The 16,964-nt window shown below is 53.2% G+C and carries 14 protein-coding genes; 4 read left to right on the forward strand and 10 right to left on the reverse strand.

From position 1 onward, the window contains the following. Window positions 1-363: 363 nt before the first annotated feature. From nadC to ACUHMQ_RS07335, 4 genes are all read right to left on the reverse strand, one after another. Window positions 364-1,209, reverse strand: coding sequence for a carboxylating nicotinate-nucleotide diphosphorylase (gene nadC / locus ACUHMQ_RS07320; protein ID WP_445294799.1), 846 nt, complete (start codon window positions 1,207-1,209; stop codon window positions 364-366). A gap of 264 nt (window positions 1,210-1,473) precedes the next feature. Next, the gene (locus ACUHMQ_RS07325) at window positions 1,474-2,598 is read right to left on the reverse strand and encodes an ABC transporter substrate-binding protein (RefSeq protein WP_445294870.1); all 1,125 of its coding nucleotides are present in this window, start codon (window positions 2,596-2,598) and stop codon (window positions 1,474-1,476) included. Between the two features lie 145 nt (window positions 2,599-2,743). Continuing rightward, window positions 2,744-3,790, reverse strand: coding sequence for a phosphate ABC transporter substrate-binding protein PstS (gene pstS, locus ACUHMQ_RS07330; protein WP_445294800.1), 1,047 nt, complete (start codon window positions 3,788-3,790; stop codon window positions 2,744-2,746). Window positions 3,791-4,124: 334 nt separating this feature from the next. Next, window positions 4,125-4,493 (reverse strand): Mth938-like domain-containing protein, encoded by a 369-nt coding sequence (locus ACUHMQ_RS07335; RefSeq protein ID WP_445294801.1) that lies wholly within the window; start codon window positions 4,491-4,493, stop codon window positions 4,125-4,127. A gap of 142 nt (window positions 4,494-4,635) precedes the next feature. Here ACUHMQ_RS07335 and ACUHMQ_RS07340 point away from each other — a divergent pair, with 142 nt between their 5' ends. From ACUHMQ_RS07340 to thrC, 4 genes are all read left to right on the forward strand, one after another. Further along, window positions 4,636-5,862, forward strand: a complete 1,227-nt coding sequence (locus ACUHMQ_RS07340) for a pyridoxal phosphate-dependent aminotransferase (protein WP_445294802.1) — start codon at window positions 4,636-4,638, stop codon at window positions 5,860-5,862. A gap of 100 nt (window positions 5,863-5,962) precedes the next feature. Next, on the forward strand, window positions 5,963-6,403 hold the full coding sequence (locus ACUHMQ_RS07345) for a GNAT family N-acetyltransferase (RefSeq protein WP_445294803.1): 441 nt from the start codon (window positions 5,963-5,965) through the stop codon (window positions 6,401-6,403). An 8-nt stretch (window positions 6,404-6,411) separates the two neighbouring features. Then, window positions 6,412-7,737: a homoserine dehydrogenase gene (locus tag ACUHMQ_RS07350; protein ID WP_445294804.1), complete on the forward strand. Its 1,326-nt coding sequence runs from the start codon at window positions 6,412-6,414 to the stop codon at window positions 7,735-7,737. Between the two features lie 10 nt (window positions 7,738-7,747). After that, window positions 7,748-9,160, forward strand: coding sequence for a threonine synthase (gene thrC / locus ACUHMQ_RS07355; protein ID WP_445294805.1), 1,413 nt, complete (start codon window positions 7,748-7,750; stop codon window positions 9,158-9,160). Between the two features lie 98 nt (window positions 9,161-9,258). Here the strand turns inward: thrC and ACUHMQ_RS07360 are convergent, their stop codons facing one another. From ACUHMQ_RS07360 to ACUHMQ_RS07385, 6 genes are all read right to left on the reverse strand, one after another. Then, window positions 9,259-10,149: an ABC transporter permease subunit gene (locus tag ACUHMQ_RS07360; RefSeq protein ID WP_445294806.1), complete on the reverse strand. Its 891-nt coding sequence runs from the start codon at window positions 10,147-10,149 to the stop codon at window positions 9,259-9,261. Next, a complete protein-coding gene (locus tag ACUHMQ_RS07365; protein ID WP_445294807.1) occupies window positions 10,146-11,093 on the reverse strand; it encodes an ABC transporter permease subunit in 948 nt (315 codons plus the stop codon). The genes ACUHMQ_RS07360 and ACUHMQ_RS07365 overlap by 4 nt, the downstream gene beginning before the upstream one ends. After that, on the reverse strand, window positions 11,090-12,217 hold the full coding sequence (locus ACUHMQ_RS07370; RefSeq protein ID WP_445294808.1) for an ABC transporter ATP-binding protein: 1,128 nt from the start codon (window positions 12,215-12,217) through the stop codon (window positions 11,090-11,092). Before ACUHMQ_RS07370 ends, ACUHMQ_RS07365 begins: the two co-directional genes overlap by 4 nt. Before the next feature lie 137 nt (window positions 12,218-12,354). Beyond that, the gene (locus tag ACUHMQ_RS07375) at window positions 12,355-13,452 is read right to left on the reverse strand and encodes a polyamine ABC transporter substrate-binding protein (protein ID WP_445294809.1); all 1,098 of its coding nucleotides are present in this window, start codon (window positions 13,450-13,452) and stop codon (window positions 12,355-12,357) included. Window positions 13,453-13,771: 319 nt separating this feature from the next. After that, window positions 13,772-15,205: an aspartate aminotransferase family protein gene (locus ACUHMQ_RS07380; RefSeq protein WP_445294810.1), complete on the reverse strand. Its 1,434-nt coding sequence runs from the start codon at window positions 15,203-15,205 to the stop codon at window positions 13,772-13,774. 226 nt (window positions 15,206-15,431) lie between these two features. Continuing rightward, window positions 15,432-16,760 carry a glutamine synthetase family protein gene (locus ACUHMQ_RS07385; RefSeq protein ID WP_445294811.1) on the reverse strand — a complete coding sequence of 443 codons (1,329 nt, stop codon included), beginning with the start codon at window positions 16,758-16,760 and terminating at the stop codon, window positions 15,432-15,434. Window positions 16,761-16,964 lie beyond the last annotated feature (204 nt).

Below are 16,964 nucleotides of genomic sequence, written 5' to 3' on the forward strand. Positions count from 1 at the left end.
TATGTTGTATCGCGCGACGGGTTGCCGGTGTCGTTGTGGCGCTTCCATGTAGAACCTGTCCCATAGCTCATCCTTTCGTAGCTGGCTAAAGATTAGACCAGCATACTGTGGGACTAAACATCTAAGAGCAAAACATAACCGTATGCACCCCAATCGGCAAAGGTATGGGTACCTACAAGAAGGAAAAGATAGGAAGAATCAGGGCGCAACAGATAAACCTTAGAACCTGTTTATGATCTGTCGTGAGCAGCTATCAGCAGGACGCAGAGCAGCGCAGAAACCGGAATGTACTTGAGTACATGAGGATTTCGAGCAGCACATAAGCTCTGATCATGGCTGCGCAGCAAGATCTTAAACAGGTTCTTAATCGCCAAATACAAAACGCATCGATAAATCGATAGCTTGTATATCCTTGGTCAATTTGCCTATCGAAATCCGGTCCACACCGGTCTCGGCAATCGCACGCACCGTATGCATATCCACGCCACCACTGGCTTCCAAGGCAGCCCTGCCTGCACTACGGCGTACCGCTTCGGTCATATCAGCCAGGCTCATATTGTCGAGCAATACCGACTTTGCACCGGCACTCAGGGCTTGATCGAGCTCAGCCAGGTTTTCCACCTCAATCTGGATACTGACCCCTTCAGGCGCAAGTTTGAAAGCGGCGGACAATGCCTGGGAAATACCGCCCGCAGCCGCGATATGGTTTTCCTTGATCAGGATGCCATCGTAAAGACCAATACGCTGGTTCTCTCCTCCCCCGACCTTTACCGCATATTTCTGCGCCAGACGCAGGCACGGTAGGGTCTTACGGGTATCGTGGATCTTGGTATTGGTCCCTGCTACCGCTGCCACATAGCGGTGGGTCTCTGTCGCAACCGCAGACAGCATCTGCAGGAAGTTCAAACCACTACGTTCTGCCGTCAGTAACGCACGGGCAGGACCGGTGATTTCGCACAGCACCGTATTGGCTGCGACATACGTACCTTCATCGACCTTCCAATCAATGCTGACACTGGCATCGACCTGACGAAAACATTCCGTGAACCATGGTAAGCCACATACCACAGCATCCTCCCGTACCAATACAGTCGCACGCCCAGGGCGTTCGACAGGGATCAACATGGCTGTCCAGTCGGCACGGCCAATATCCTCGGCTAAGGACATAGCAACTTGTTGGGCAATCAGGTGGGGGGCAGGCAACATCATGAGGACCAGATGAATCAGGATGGAGCGGTGATTGTAACCCGGCTGATAACCTGTTTACGATCTTGCCGCGCAGCCGTGATCGGGGCTTATCTGCTGCTCGAAACCTCATGTACCCAGTACATTCCGGTTCCTTCGCTGCTCTGTTCCCCGCGGACAGCTACTCGCGACAGATCGTAAACAGGTTCTAGAAAACCGATTCACGCATCAAGCAAACATTGCATCCGCTTAATCCATGAAAATCATTGCCGCGCCCATCGCAGCTAATTAGCTGCTTATCTTGCCGGTACTATCAAGTATGGTGATGTCAATAAAGCGAGAACCACTATGGTTCGAATTGGTGAAATTGACTTTGAAACCGCCAAGATCATAGTCACTCATACCCTCCAGTGCATTGACAAGCTTGTCACGGGTCAACTCACGCCCAGCACGCTTAAGACCCTCCACTAATACGCGGGCTCCAATGTAGCCCTCCATGCTTGGGTAATCCACACTAGTGATGCCCGCAGCCTTCATGGTTTTCTTGTATTCCTGCGCGACTATCTTGATGGCGCTGTATGGCGACGGCACGACCTGAGTAACAATCACGCCTCGGGCATCATTTTTTAGTTCGTTCACCAAGGCTTCGGTACCGACAAAGCTGAGGTTATAGAATGGGCCGACTGAATTAAGCGCCCGTGCCGCTGTAATAAATGCTGCGCTGCTCTTGTAAGCAGATACGATGAAAACTGCATTCGCGGGCTTTTTAACAATCAATTCCTCTACCGCATTGGCCACGTCCACAGTATTGCGCTTCACCGTCGCCGTGGCACCGATCGTGAGCTTGTACTTTGCTGCAGCCTCCTGCATGGCTTTGAGCCCCGCAGCACCATAGGCATCGTCCTGGTAAAGGATATTGACTGTCTTCATACCCACATTGACGATGGACTTGGCAATAACGTCAGCCTCGTCACCGTAACTCGCGCGGACATTGAATATGTTCCGGTTGAATGGTGCGCGCAAACTAGCAGCACCGGTAAAGGGGGCAATAAATGGCGCACCGACTTCTTTTATCTTTGGCAGAGAGGCATTCGACGTCGGCGTACCTACATAACCCAGCAGCGCGAAAACCTGTTCCTTATCCAGCAGCTTTGCCGTATTGGCGACAGCACGGTCTGGCTCATAGCCATCATCCAGCGTCACCAAACGGATTTTCCGCCCGTTCACACCACCACGCTTGTTGATCTCGTTAAAGTAGGCATTCGCCCCTCGACTGACGCCTTTGCCCAACTCGGCAGCCGCACCACTCAACGCTGCCGACTGACCAATGACAATCTCACTGTCTGTCACCCCTACTTCCGCCTGCGCAAACATAGACAGAATGACCAGGCTCGTCCGCCATAAATGTCGCATCACTTAACGCTCCAGTAGACTTTGGTGTTACTGCATGACAGCAGGTTTTTCAACAGAAGACAAGCCGCCAGACCGGTAAGTTCGCTGCTAAGAAACGACTGAACGACAGAATCGAAAAGCTTAGCGTCACTCATCCGAACAGGTGCTACTGACTGGCCTTGAAGCCAAATTGCCGGCTCCAGGACTTACGCACTGCCAATTTCATACTTTCGCTCAGGGGCACATACCCAAGCTCGCTGGCAGCAGCATCTCCCTGTTTAAATGCAAAAAAGAGGAATGTAAATATGCGCTCGGCTTGTGCCGACTCTTTAGGGATCATGACAAAAGTCGCCGTCGCTAAAGGCCATCCGGCATAGGTATCGTTATCCGCCAGCACCAGGTAGAAATCAGGGTCGGGGGTGTAAACCAGCTTTTCCTCATTGAATTTTGACGTTGCCAGTATCGACTCAATGCCGACCTTTATAAATGCCCCAAAATGGTTCGGTAATTGGACAGCGTTAAGTTGATCCCGTACCACCCGACCAAAATCGACATAGGCTATTGAACCCAAGGTTTTCTTGAGCAGATCCACCACGCCGCTGGTACCCTTGGCTGTTAGCCCACCTGCCAATCCCTGCATCGTGCTGCCCACACCACGTGCTTTTTTCCAGGCAGCAGACCGACCGCTGAGGTAATAGGTAAACGCGAATGTCGTACCAGAGCTGTCCTCTCGCGAAATGGGTTTGATCGGCAGATCGGGCAGTTTGGCACCCACCACTTCGTTTATTTCAACAATCTGCTTGTCGTTCCAACGGGTGATCTGCCCTTGATAAATCTTGGAGAGCAATTCACCGTTGAGCTTAAGTGCACCGGCCGGTATGCCCGGTAGATTCACCACCGGCACGACAGCCCCCATCGCTACCGGGTACTGACGCAAACCCTTCTCTTCCAATTCAGTGCGCTTAATTGGTTCATCCGAAGCACCAAAATCCACCTGTTTCCCTAATAATCGCTTGATACCTTCGCCAGAACCCACAGCGTCATATCTGATTTCGGTGGCTCCATCCTGCTTTTGATAAAGCGCAGCCCATTTCTTATATAGCGGTTCTGCAAAAGTGGACCCCGCCCCCGACAACGGCGCCGCCATTAACGAGTAAGCGCTCATCCAACCTAGACAAAGAAGGAATACAGACTGCATTGATAGTATTCTCATAGCGGCTCAACTCCCTACATAATTGATTCAATATAAATGATAAGCGCTGAGAATATAAGGAACCATGCAACGCCGAGCGCTCAGTTCCTGTAATTACTGGTTTAAGGAGTAAAAAAACAGGTATCCCGCCACTGGCAACTGTTCACTTAGATCCAGAACAAATTCTTAATCAAGTAACTTGCTCTCTTGCACGGCGATACCCTCTCGGCAATGAAGAACTTCGGAATTATTACTTAAGTCCGTCAAATAGCATCCGCATCCATATAACGAGAACATTCCCATATAGAGTGACAGAAATTGGTAACGAGCAAACTACTAATAAACAACTACTTCGCTATTCAAACAATACCGCAGCCAGCACGCGCCTATCTTCTGCTACGAGGATATTAAAAGTGCGGCACAGAGCTGATACATCCATTGCATCAACGCCGATTTGCGCTTGCATCAACGTACGCGTTAAACGTGGATGAGGGAATTGCAAGCGGCTACCGGTACCAAGCAATACCATTTCTGGCTTATGTTCAAGCATAGATGCAAAGTCTTCTTCTTGCAGATCTGCAAAGCTTGTAGGCCGCCAGGGGAAGATCCCCGTCGGGAGCACCAACAGGCTGCCGTTCTGGCGCTGCTGGTTGACGCTGACGAAATCAGCGCCATAACCGGTAAAGACATTCAGATGGGTGGGCTTGTCCGCATGTAGTTTCATGGTAGTTCATTCGCTGATTCAAGCCGCCATTTTAACGCCCGGAACCAAGAATAAGCGTTACACGCAAAGCGAATATTGCACGGCAGGAATCTTTGCTACTATCGAACGCTCCCCCCACAACTTTCAGTAACACATATCCAAGATGCGCCCGGTAAAGAAATCGCAAAAGCTCGACAAGGTCTGTTATGAAATCCGTGGTCCCGCCATGGCCCGGGCAAAACAGATGGAAGACGAGGGCCAGCGCATCATCAAGCTCAATATCGGCAACCTTGCGGTATTTGGCTTTGAGCCGCCAGAAGAGCTGATCCACGATGTGATCGCCAACCTTCCGCATTCCGGCGGGTATACCGATTCGAAAGGTATCTTCCCTGCGCGCAAGGCCATCATGCATTACGCCCAGCAAAAGGGCATCAAGGGTGTCACCGTTGAAGACATCTACATTGGCAATGGTGTTTCGGAATTGATATTGCTGAGCATGAACGCCCTGCTCGACAATGGTGACGAAGTGCTGGTGCCCGCGCCGGATTACCCACTCTGGACAGCCGCGGTGGCGCTCTCAGGCGGTACGCCACGTCACTATACGTGTGACGAGGAAAATGAATGGCTGCCCAACCTCGACGATATTCGCGCGAAGATCACTGAAAACACCCGCGCCATCGTCGTCATCAACCCAAACAACCCGACCGGGGCGCTTTATCCGGACGAAGTATTGCAAGGTATCCTGCAGATCGCGCGTGAACACAGCCTGATCGTGTTCGCTGACGAAATCTACGACAAGATGCTTTACGACGGTCACCAGCACACCAGCATTGCCTCACTGGCTGAGGACGTGTTCTGCGTCACCTTCAACGGTCTGTCAAAAAACTATCGTGCTTGCGGCTATCGTTCTGGCTGGATGGTACTAAGCGGTGACAAGCGCCATGCGCAGGACTACATCGACGGTCTCAATATCGTCGCCTCGATGCGTCTGTGCGCCAATGTCCCCAGCCAACATGCCATTCAGACAGCCCTCGGTGGATATCAAAGCATTGAAGAACTGATCGGGCCAAATGGCAGGTTGACGCGCCAGCGTGATACGGCCTGGGCGCGGCTGACTGCCATACCTGGCGTCAGCTGTGTCAAACCCAAGGGAGCGCTTTATCTCTTCCCCAAGCTGGACCCGAAGGTATACCCGATCGCCGACGACCAGGCATTCATCACCGAGCTGCTGGAGGAAGAGCGGGTACTGCTCGTACAGGGAACAGGCTTCAACTGGCACTCACCCGATCATCTGCGGGTCGTGTTCCTGCCCCATATGGAAGAGCTCAACGAGGCGCTTGACCGGTTTGAACGGTTCCTGGCCAATTACCGGAAACGCCACGCTACCTAGAACCCATAGCAGGCAATGCGCTTGACCTGTTCACGATCTATCGCGAGCAGCGTGCTTAAGCTGTTGTCTACGGCGAAAATCATGAACAGGTCCCAGATCCATGCCCCAAATCATCGCTATCACCAACGACCAACACGAGATTATCGAGCCTGTTTGGCTGGCGCGTGCCGAAAACGTGCATCGTGAACTGCGCCCCCAGCTCGATGCCAACTATGCGGCGCAAATGGCCGCTATCTTTGCCGATGGCGCAGGGATGATTGTGGCGGTGGAAGAAGAAACGGTTGTTGGTGTAGCGGTATTTCGGCAGTATCGCAATACTTCTTGTGGTAACCAGTTCTATATTGATGATCTGGTCACCACTTCTCAGCGGCGCTCACAAGGTGTCGGCAAATTACTGCTGGACTGGCTAAAACAGAAAGCCGGTGATGGCGGCGCAAAAGTATTCAAGCTGGATTCCGGTACGCAACGCCAACAGGCGCACAAGTTCTACTTCCGTGAAGGGCTTGTGATCAGCTGCTTCAATTTCACCCAAAGTTTGTAAGGCTGTCTATGAAACCGATTCAAATTGGCTTATTGGGCTTTGGCACCGTCGGCTCTGGTGTTGCCAAGGTACTTGTCCGCAACGCCGAAGAAATTGGCCGTCGTGCCGGTCGCGCCATTGAAGTAAAGCGTGTTGCTGTGCGCAATATTGAAAAAGCCCGTGCGGCCGCGCCAGCTGCCGTCGTCGATGGCTTGACTTTCGGTAATGACATGCTGGCCGTGGTGAACGACCCAGAGATAGATATCGTTTGCGAGCTCATGGGTGGCACAACCCTGGCCAAAGACCTTGTATTACGCGCAATCGCTAATGGCAAACACGTTGTCACCGCCAACAAGGCGCTGCTGGCCATGCACGGCAACGAAATTTTCGCTGCAGCCCAAAAAGCTGGCGTAATGGTGATGTTCGAAGCCGCTGTCGCTGGCGGGATTCCCATTATCAAGGCTCTACGCGAAGGTTTAACGGCAAACCGTATCGAATGGCTAGCAGGCATCATCAACGGCACGTCGAATTTCATCCTGACCGAAATGCGAGACAAGGGCGCCGCGTTTGCCGATGTGCTGGCCCAGGCCCAAAAGCTTGGTTACGCCGAAGCCGATCCGACCTTCGATATCGGTGGACACGACGCGGCCCACAAGCTGACTATTCTGGCAGCGATCGCTTTCGGCATCCCAATGCAGTTCGACAAAGCCTACCTGGAAGGCATTTCTACACTCACGCGCGAGGACATCGCCTACGCCGAGGAGCTAGGTTACCGGATCAAGCTGCTGGGCGTCGCCAAACGTCGCCCGAATGGCATCGAATTGCGTGTCCACCCTACTCTGATTCCGGCCAAACGCATCATCGCCAATGTCGACGGCGTCATGAATGCCGTAGTTGTACAGGGTGATGCAGTTGGCCAAACCTTGTATTCCGGCCGGGGCGCAGGGTCCGAACCCACCGCTTCGGCTGTAGTTGCCGACTTGGTTGACGTCACCCGTCTCTTAACCGCCGACCCTGAGCACCGCGTACCTTATCTCGCCTTCCAGCCAGACCGCCTGGCCGACCTGCCTATCCTGCCGATCAGTGAAGTCGAGACATGCTACTACCTGCGCCTGAAAGCCCACGACCAACCTGGCGTCATGGCTGATGTGACGCGCATCCTGGCCGATGCCGGCATCTCGATCGATGCCATGATGCAAAAGGAACCCGCGGAGGATGAAAAGATCGTCGACATCATCATCCTGACGCACGTGGCGGTGGAGCGTAGCGTCGATACCGCAATCGATCGCATCGAAGACCTGAATACCATCGCAGGCCGCGTAACTAAACTACGCTTGGAAAATCTGGACAAGTAGAGGCGTTCCCATGCATTACATCAGTACCCGTGGCGGCATGGCCCCGCAAAACTTCTGCGACATCCTCGTAGGCGGCCTCGCACCTGATGGGGGCTTGGTTGTACCGGACGAATACCCACAAATCGATAGGTCAACGCTGGCAGGCTGGCGCTCGTTGACTTACCCCGAACTGGCATTTGAAATCGTTTCGCGTTTCGCCACCGATATCCCAATTGCAGATGTTAAGCGACTGGTCGAAGCCGCTTACACAGAGCAGGCTTTCGGTAGCAAAGCCATTACACCGCTGAGCGAACTGGAAGAAGGCCTGCACCTGCTGCATTTGTCCAATGGCCCTACCCTGGCGTTCAAAGATATTGCCATGCAGCTGCTTGGGCAACTGTTCGAATACGTGCTGGAAAAGCGTGGCGAAGCGGTAAACATTGTGGGCGCCACTTCAGGTGATACAGGATCGGCTGCCGAATACGCGATGCGTGGCAAGCGTGGTGTCAATGTCTTCATGCTGAGCCCGCATGGCCGGATGAGTCCGTTCCAACGGGCGCAGATGTTCAGCCTGCAGGATGCCAATATCCACAATGTCGCTATCGAAGGCACCTTCGATGACTGCCAGGACATTGTCAAAGCCATCAATAATGACGCTGCCTTCAAGCAAAAGTACAAGGTCAGCGCAGTCAATTCCATCAACTGGGGCCGTATCGTCGCCCAGGTGGTGTATTACTTCCATGCCTATCTGCACGCTGCCAAACAGATTGGGGATGAAGTCGACTTTGTGGTGCCATCAGGTAACTTCGGCAATATCTGTGCGGGCCATATCGCACGCCAGATGGGCCTGCCGGTTGGCAAACTGGTTGTGGCCACGAATGAAAACGACGTATTGGATGAATTCTTCAAGACAGGTCGTTACACCATACGTGGTGCCAAGGATACCCATGCCACCTCCAGCCCTTCGATGGATATTTCCAAGGCATCGAACCTGGAACGTTTTGTATTTGACCTGATCGACCGCGATAGCAAAGCACTGGCCAAGCTATGGAAAGAGGTCGACAGCACAGGCGGGTTCGACCTCGGCAAGACACCTTTCTTCGCCCGCATGGTGGGTGAATTCGGTTTCAGCTCGGGCAAGAGCACCCATGCCGATCGCATCGCCACTATCCGAACAGCGAAAGCAAAATGGAACGTGGTGCTCGACCCACATACGGCAGATGGCGTCAAAGTGGCATTGGAAGCGCGTCGCCCAGGTGTGCCCATGGTGACGTTGGAAACTGCGCTGCCCGCCAAATTCGAAGGCATCATCCTGGAAGCCCTAAACACCGTGCCGCCACGGCCAGCCCATTTGAGCAACCTGGAAAGCCTGCCGCAACGCAGCGAAGTGCTGCCGAACAATGCTGAAGCCGTTAAACGCTTTGTGGTGGATGCGTTGAACTGACCCAATGCATAGGCTGACTTGCAAGTAGACAAGCACAGCGCAACAAAAAAGCGTCCTATTTAGGGCGCCTTTTTGTTAACCACTCTGTTGTCACACCATTAACCTGTCTTGCCAGAAAACGCTTCCTGCATGGCTTTGTCACGTTTCGCCTGCGCAGATAGCATCAACCGGTTGGACACCACCACAAAGACGGTAACTACGACGATCACCACGGTTGCCAGTGCGTTCACTTCAGGCGTCGGCCCAATACGTACCGAAGAGAAGATCCACTGTGGCATGGTGGTGGAACCCGGTCCAGACAGGAAGGCAGTCAGTACATAGTCATCCAGGGACAACGTGAAACTGAGCAACCAACCTGACACCAAAGCCGGTGCGATCACCGGGATGGTGATCACGAAGAAGACCTTGAACGGGTGGCACCCGAGGTCCATTGCGGCATCCTCAAGCGATCGGTCCAACTCCTTCAGACGGGACTGCACCAGTACCGCCACATAGGCCATGCACAGCGTGGTATGACCTAGCCAGATCGTGACCATGCCGCGCTCGCCAAACGCCCAGCAGCCCATCCGACTCAACAGACCCAGAGGTTCATCTGCCGAGCAACCCAGACCGGACTGCAGCGAAACAAACAGCAGCAGCATGGACAAGCCTACAATCACCTCGGGCATCACCATAGGTGCGGATGTCAACCCAGCGAACAATGACTGACCTTTGAAACGGCCAAATCGCGCCAGTACAAAGCCCGCCAAAGTCCCCAGCACCACCGCCAGGGTTGCAGACAGGAAGGCGATCTTGAAGCTGAGCCCTGCGGCATGCAGCAGATCATCATTGCGGAACATCTCGCCATACCACTTTAACGAGAAGCCGCCCCACACGGTGACAAGCCGGGACTCATTGAATGAGAAGATGACGAGACTGGCGATAGGGATATAGAGGAAGCAGAACCCCACCAGCATGAACAAACGGTTCGCAATCGGCATTCTGGTCATGCTGCCTCCTGCTGCTTTTGTTCAAAGCGCTGGAACCACACGATCGGTGGAATCAACAACGCCAACATCACCACTGCAACGGCAGCTGCTTGCGGCCAATCGAGATTCGGGCCAAAGTCATCCATCAACTTGTTACCGATGAACACCACGTCACCGCCCCCCAACAACGCCGGAATCACGTATTCCCCCACCGCCGGAATGAACACCATCATGCAACCTGCGATGATGCCAGCCTTGGACAAAGGCAAGGTGATCTGGAAGAAAATGGTCCATTTATTGGCTCCCAGGTCAGCCGCCGCTTCAAACAGGCGGCCATCCAGCTTGGTGAGGTGGGCATACAGCGGCAAAATCATGAACGGCAGATAGTTGTAGACCATGCCCAGCAACACCGAGAACGGGGTGTAGAGCATCTGCAATGGCTCATCGATCAACCCCAAGGCCATCAGCATATTGTTGATGATGCCGTTATCTTTGAGAATGCCAATCCAGGCGTAGACCCGCAGCAGGAAGGACGTCCAGAACGGAATCATCACCAGCATCAACAGGGTATTACGGGTCGCCTCGTCCGCACGCGCAATGTTGTAGGCCAGCGGATAGCCAATCAACAACGTGCAGATCATGGTGAAGAAAGCCAGTTTGATAGCGTTCCAATAGGCGATCACATACTGGCTTTGCTCGGCAGCCTCACTCCAAGACTCCGTACCGAAGGACTTCACCTCATCCAGAATCGTGCTGTACTTGCCGGTGTTGAGCGTAACCGTGGTCTTGCTTTCCTCGTGGGTTACCAACGGCGTATAGGGCGGCTGGGCGATGTCGGGCTCGGCAAAACTGATCTTGAGCACGAAGAAAAAAGGCAACGCGAAGAAAAACAGCAGCCAGACGTAAGGAATGGCGATAACGCCGACCCGCCCTGCTGGCAAATATTTGCTCAGCCACTTCTTCATGATGTCAGCACCACGCCGGCATTATTGGACCACTTGACCACAACCTCATCACCCCAGGTGGCGGGCTTGGCGTCACCCCAATGGCTGGTCGGCACATTCGCCATCACCACGCGGCCCGAAGCCAGCTTGACGTGATAGACCGAATGCGACCCCAAATAAGCGATGTCGTGCACCTTGCCATCCACCCAGTTGTACTGGGCATTAGGTTTGTCGCGGCACAAGGTGACATCTTCGGGGCGGATCGAATACCAGACTATCATGCCTTCAGCACCGGTGATACCGTGGTCCACATAGATGCCGCGCTCAAGTGCCTGGCTTTCGATGACGATATGGTCAGGCTCATCCACTGCCAACCGGCCTTCAAAGATATTGGTCGAGCCAATAAATTCGGCGGTGAAGCGGCAGTTGGGGTATTCGTAGATCTCACGCGGGCCGCCAACCTGCATGAGCTTGCCTTCGGACATGATGGCGATACGGCTCGCCATGGTCATGGCTTCTTCCTGATCATGAGTCACCATGATGCAGGTCACACCCACTGTCTCAATCACATTCACAAGTTCAAACTGCGTCTGTACGCGCAGCTTCTTGTCCAACGCACCCAGGGGCTCATCCAACAACAATAGCTTCGGGCGTTTGGCCAGTGAACGTGCCAATGCCACACGCTGCTGTTGCCCGCCGGAAAGCTGGTGGGGTTTACGCCGTGCGTATTTCTTCATCTGCACCAGGTCAAGCATCTTGCCGACACGCTCAGCAATCTCATCACGGGGCAGCTTGTCCTGCTTCAAACCAAAGGCAATGTTTTGCTCTACCGTCATGTGCGGGAACAAAGCATAGCTTTGGAACATCATATTCACAGGCCTTACATAGGGCTGCAGGTCGGTAATGTCCTGGCCATCCAGGACGATGCGCCCCTCTGTGGGCTTTTCCATGCCAGCCAACATACGGAGCAAGGTGGACTTGCCGGAGCCGGAGCTTCCCAACAGTGCAAATATCTCGTTCTTCGGGATAACCAAGTCAACATCATCGACTGCGTAAAAGTCACCAAACTTCTTGGTAACGCCCTTAATTTCCAGGTAATTCTTCTTGCTTTCGTCGGCCTCGGCCGAGCTCGGTGTTACCGCCACGATAGAAACTCCATGCAGGTTCGATCATTGCCAAATCAAACGCGTATTTTGAAGCAAATAGGCGTTTGATTTGATAACGATTTAGCGAATTTTTGCAAAAAAAAGCCGACAAGGCTGTCGGCCAAGGACTGGACGGCTTATTTAGCCGCTTTGAACTGATTGAAATATCGGGTGATCAACTTCTGGGAAGCCGTATCAATCGGCTTCTTCGCCTGCAATTTGGCCAGACTTTCCTGGCTCATGAAAATCTTCGGGTCATCGGCGATCTTCTTGTCCACGAACGCAGCTGCTTTCAAATTTGGGTTGGCGTAGTTCACGTGGTTTGAAATCTCAGCCACCACCTTCGGGTCGAGAATGTGATTGATCCATTTGAAGGCGTTATCCACATTCTTGGCATCCTTCGGGATTGCCATGTTGTCGATCCAGAGCACGGTGCCTTTGCTGGGTACGATGTACTCGATCTTCTGCCCATTCTTGGCTTCCTCTGCCCGATCCTTGGCAATATAGGTATCACCATTGAATGACATCGCAACGCAGACGTCACCATTGGCCAGCAGGTCGATCGGGGAGGAATTAAAGACGCGTATATCCTTGCGTACCTTCTTTAATACTTCGGTGGCGGCTTTCAACTGCGCCTCAGAATGATCGTTGGCCTCTTTGCCCAAATAGATATTCACCATCGAATACACGTCGCTGCCAGTGTCCATGAATGAGATACCGCAGGACTTAAGCTTTTCGGTGTATTTAGGGTTGAAGATCAATTCCCATTCATCGGCTGGCATAGGCTCGCTACCCAGCGCCTTTTTGACCTTATCGACATTGATGCCAAACGCCGTGGTGCCCCACATATAGGGTACAAGGAACTTGTTACCAGGGTCCGCCACTTCTGCCTTCTTGAGGATTTCCGGGTTCAGGTTGGCATAATTGGGAATCTTGGATTTATTGATGGGCATAAAGATGCCCGACTGTATTTGCTTGGCGGCAAACTCAAGCGAAGGTACGACAAGATCGTAACCAGACTTACCCGTCATCAACTTCGCTTGCAATGTTTCATTGCTGTCGTAAACATCGTATTTAACCCGGACGCTATTCGCTTGTTCGAACGTGTGCAGGGTATCGACGCCAATGTAGTCGTTCCAGTTGTAAACATTCAGCTTGCCTGCGGCAGTGGCCTGAAGCGAGATAGCCATAAGCGCGGCGGTCAACCCTGTAACTGCAAACTGCTTCGTTGCCATCGAACCTCTCCTTATTGATTAAATTTGTTGGAAATTGCGCTTCTGACAACTGAAACATGAAGACACGATGCCTGTCATATCTTCTAATAAGCCCGCTGACGATCTGTCGTACGCAGGCCTCACAGCAGGCCAAACCTCCAAGACACCAGCATGCGTTTGCATGCTGGCTTGTTGCGCTTCAACAAGACGACGTTGAAAACGCCCCCGGAATGCTCATCGACTGCTTGGAAGCCTGCCTTCTAGAACGTTTTCGCCTTACCTCACCCTTTGAACTGGTTTCTAGATGCTCAGCCACGTTCAAACAGATTCCGTGATCCCATCAAGCCATGCCAAGATCACGAGCAGTCAGGCCAATGCAATGGGCAGCTTTCTCAACCAGCTCATCAATTTCTGTTTTGTTGATCACCAATGGTGGGCTCAACAACATGCGGTCCCCTGTCGCACGCATGATGAGATTGTTCTTAAAGCAGTAATCGCGACACTTCAAGCCGATTTCGCCACCATTTGCAAAACGTTTGCGGCTGGCCTTATCCTCGGTAAACTGAATACCTGCAACCAAGCCAGTACCCGCTATCTCTCCCACCAAGGGAGAACCTGCCAATGCATCGCGCAAAGCTTTCTGGAAGTAAGGCCCGGTCTCATTCTTGACCTTGTCGATGACGCCACCCTCACGCAGGATCTTGATATTTGCCACAGCAACGGCCGCTGCAACCGGATGGCCCGAATAAGTAAGGCCATGGTTAAAGTCACCAGCAGCAATCAGTGCATCCGCCACCTTCTTGCGAATCGCAACCACGCCCATAGGCACATAACCGCTGGTCAAACCCTTGGCCAAAGTCAGCGTATCCGGCTCAAAACCAAAATGCTGATGGGCAAACCATTCACCTGTACGACCAAAGCCGCCAATCACCTCATCTGCACACAACAGCACATCGTATTGGCGACAGATACGCTGAATTTCCGGCCAGTAGGTTTCCGGTGGGAAGATCACACCGCCAGCCCCCTGGAAGGGCTCACCAATAAAGGCCGCAACATTTTCCGCGCCCAGCTCCAGAATTTTGGCTTCAAGCTCACGGGCGCACTTCAGGCCGAATTCGGCTGGGGTCAGGTCCCCACCATCGCCAAACCAGTAAGGCTGGTTGATATGGACGATATTCGGCACCTGTGAAGGCATCTGCTCATGCATATAGTCCATGCCGCCCAACGAGCCGCCGGCAATGGTAGAGCCGTGATAGCCATTCTTGCGCGAGATGATGTAACGCTTCTTCGGCTGCCCTACCGCAGCCCAGTACTGATGCACCACACGTAAAACGGTGTCATTGCCTTCAGAACCGGAGTTGCAATAGAAGAAGTGTTCGAACCCTTCAGGCGTCACTTCGCTTAGCAATTTTGACAACTCGATCACCGGAGGATGAGTCGTCTTGAAGAAGGTGTTGTAAAACGGCAATTCGAGCATCTGCTTGTAGGCGACCTCGGCAATCTCACGCCGGCCATAGCCGATGTTCACACACCAAAGCCCAGCCATGCCGTCGATAATCTTATTGCCATCCGAATCCCACAGATAAACCCCCTCAGCCTTGGTAATCACACGGCTGCCCTGCTTATTCAACGAGCCCATGTCGCTGAATGGATGCAAATGGTGGGCAGCATCGAGCTGTTGCCATTCCTGGGTGCTGCGCGCAGCAAATACGCTGCCGCCAGCCTTGTGTGCCTCGGCATAGATAGCAGGGCGATTAACAAACACATTGCTCATGAAATTCTCCATACCAGCCGTTTATAGACAGCCAAGGATTGCTGAAATAATTGAAAAGCCTACGGCAGCTCGTTTAGAACCTGTTCGCGTCAGACAAGGCGGCATCCAAAAACCGATAACACAGCCCCGTTGCACCTTATTAATCCAGGCTGCTGCCTCTCCTGCATCGGAGTAAGGCTATCGAGATATGCCCAATGCGGCTTGGAAACCGGTTCCCCGGCGCGCTTTATACATTAAGCAGCAGGTGGCTGCGTTCCCATGAACTGATCACCCGGAAGAAGGTGTCGTACTCCTTCTCCTTCACAGCACAGAAGGCGTTCACGAAGTCTGCGCCAAAGACATCGGCGATATCGGCCGAGTCGCGCATGGCTTCGATGGCGTCTTCCAGATGCCGCGGTAGATCGTAGTCCAGGTCATACCCGCTTGTGCTCATAGGCTCTGTGGGTTTGAGTCCCTTGACCATGCCGAGATAACCACAGGCCAGGGTTGCCGCCATAGCGAGATAGGGATTCACATCCACCCCCGGTACGCGGTTTTCTATCCGACGGGCATCCGGGCTGGAGTTGGGTATGCGGATACCCACTGTCCGGTTGTCGTATCCCCACTGCAGATTGATCGGTGCTGCAGTAAAGCGCGACAGGCGACGATAGCTGTTCACAAAAGGCGCCATGATCGGCATCACCGCCGGCATATAGCGTTGCAACCCTGCGATATAGCTGAGGAAGAGTTCAGAAGGGCTTCCATCTGCATTGGAAAAAACATTGTTGCCCTGCCTGTCCACTACGCTCTGGTGAATATGCATGGCACTGCCCGGCTCTTCCTGCATCGGCTTGGCCATGAAAGTGGCGTAGATGTTGTGACGCAGCGCTGTCTCACGCACAACCCGTTTGAACAGGAAGACACGGTCGGCCAAGTCAAGCGCATCGCCATGGACGAAGTTGATCTCCATCTGGCCGGCGCCCACCTCATGAATCAACGTATCCACATCCAGGCGCATCGCGTCGCTGTATTCGTATACGTCTTCGAAGTAAGGGTCGAACTCGTTTACGGCATCGATGCTGTAGCTCATACGACCGGTTTCAGCGCGGCCAGTACGCCCGATTGGCGGTTTGAGCGGGATATCGGGGTCGATATTACGCTCGACGAGGTAGAACTCCAGCTCTGGGGCTACAACGGGCTTCCAGCCGCGGTCTTCAAACAGCTTCAATACCTTGCGCAGCACATAACGTGGTGAAATCTCCACGGGGCTGCCATCGAAATTCGCACAGTCATGAATCACCAGGGCTGTCGGATCTGGCGCCCAAGGCACCATACGCAACGTATTCAAGTCTGGCACACAGATAATGTCCGGATCAGTCGGACCCGTGATGTTGTCATCGTCAGGCCAGTCGCCTGTCACGGTCTGGATCAGCACCGCCTTGGGCAGACGCATATTGGCAGAGTTGAATTGGCTTTTAGGCAGAATCTTGCCACGCGCCACACCTGTCATATCAGGGACGACACACTCAACTTCGGTAATGCCATTTTCACGGAAAAAATCTTGGAACTGGTTCATAGCCATACTGTATTTCGCCGCACTGCGGCGAACCTCCGGTTGTGAACGAGCATAACAAGGTAGGAAAGCGCGACGAGGCGGATTCCTCGTCGATTTCCAACCTTGGGTCAGTCATTTGAGGCCTGTTATCTACCTTACCGAGCAACTGCAGCTAAACATGCATGTACTACCCAACAGTCCCTGGAGGGGAGATGCCGAACTAAC

The organism is Chitinimonas violaceus (genome assembly GCF_052601015.1).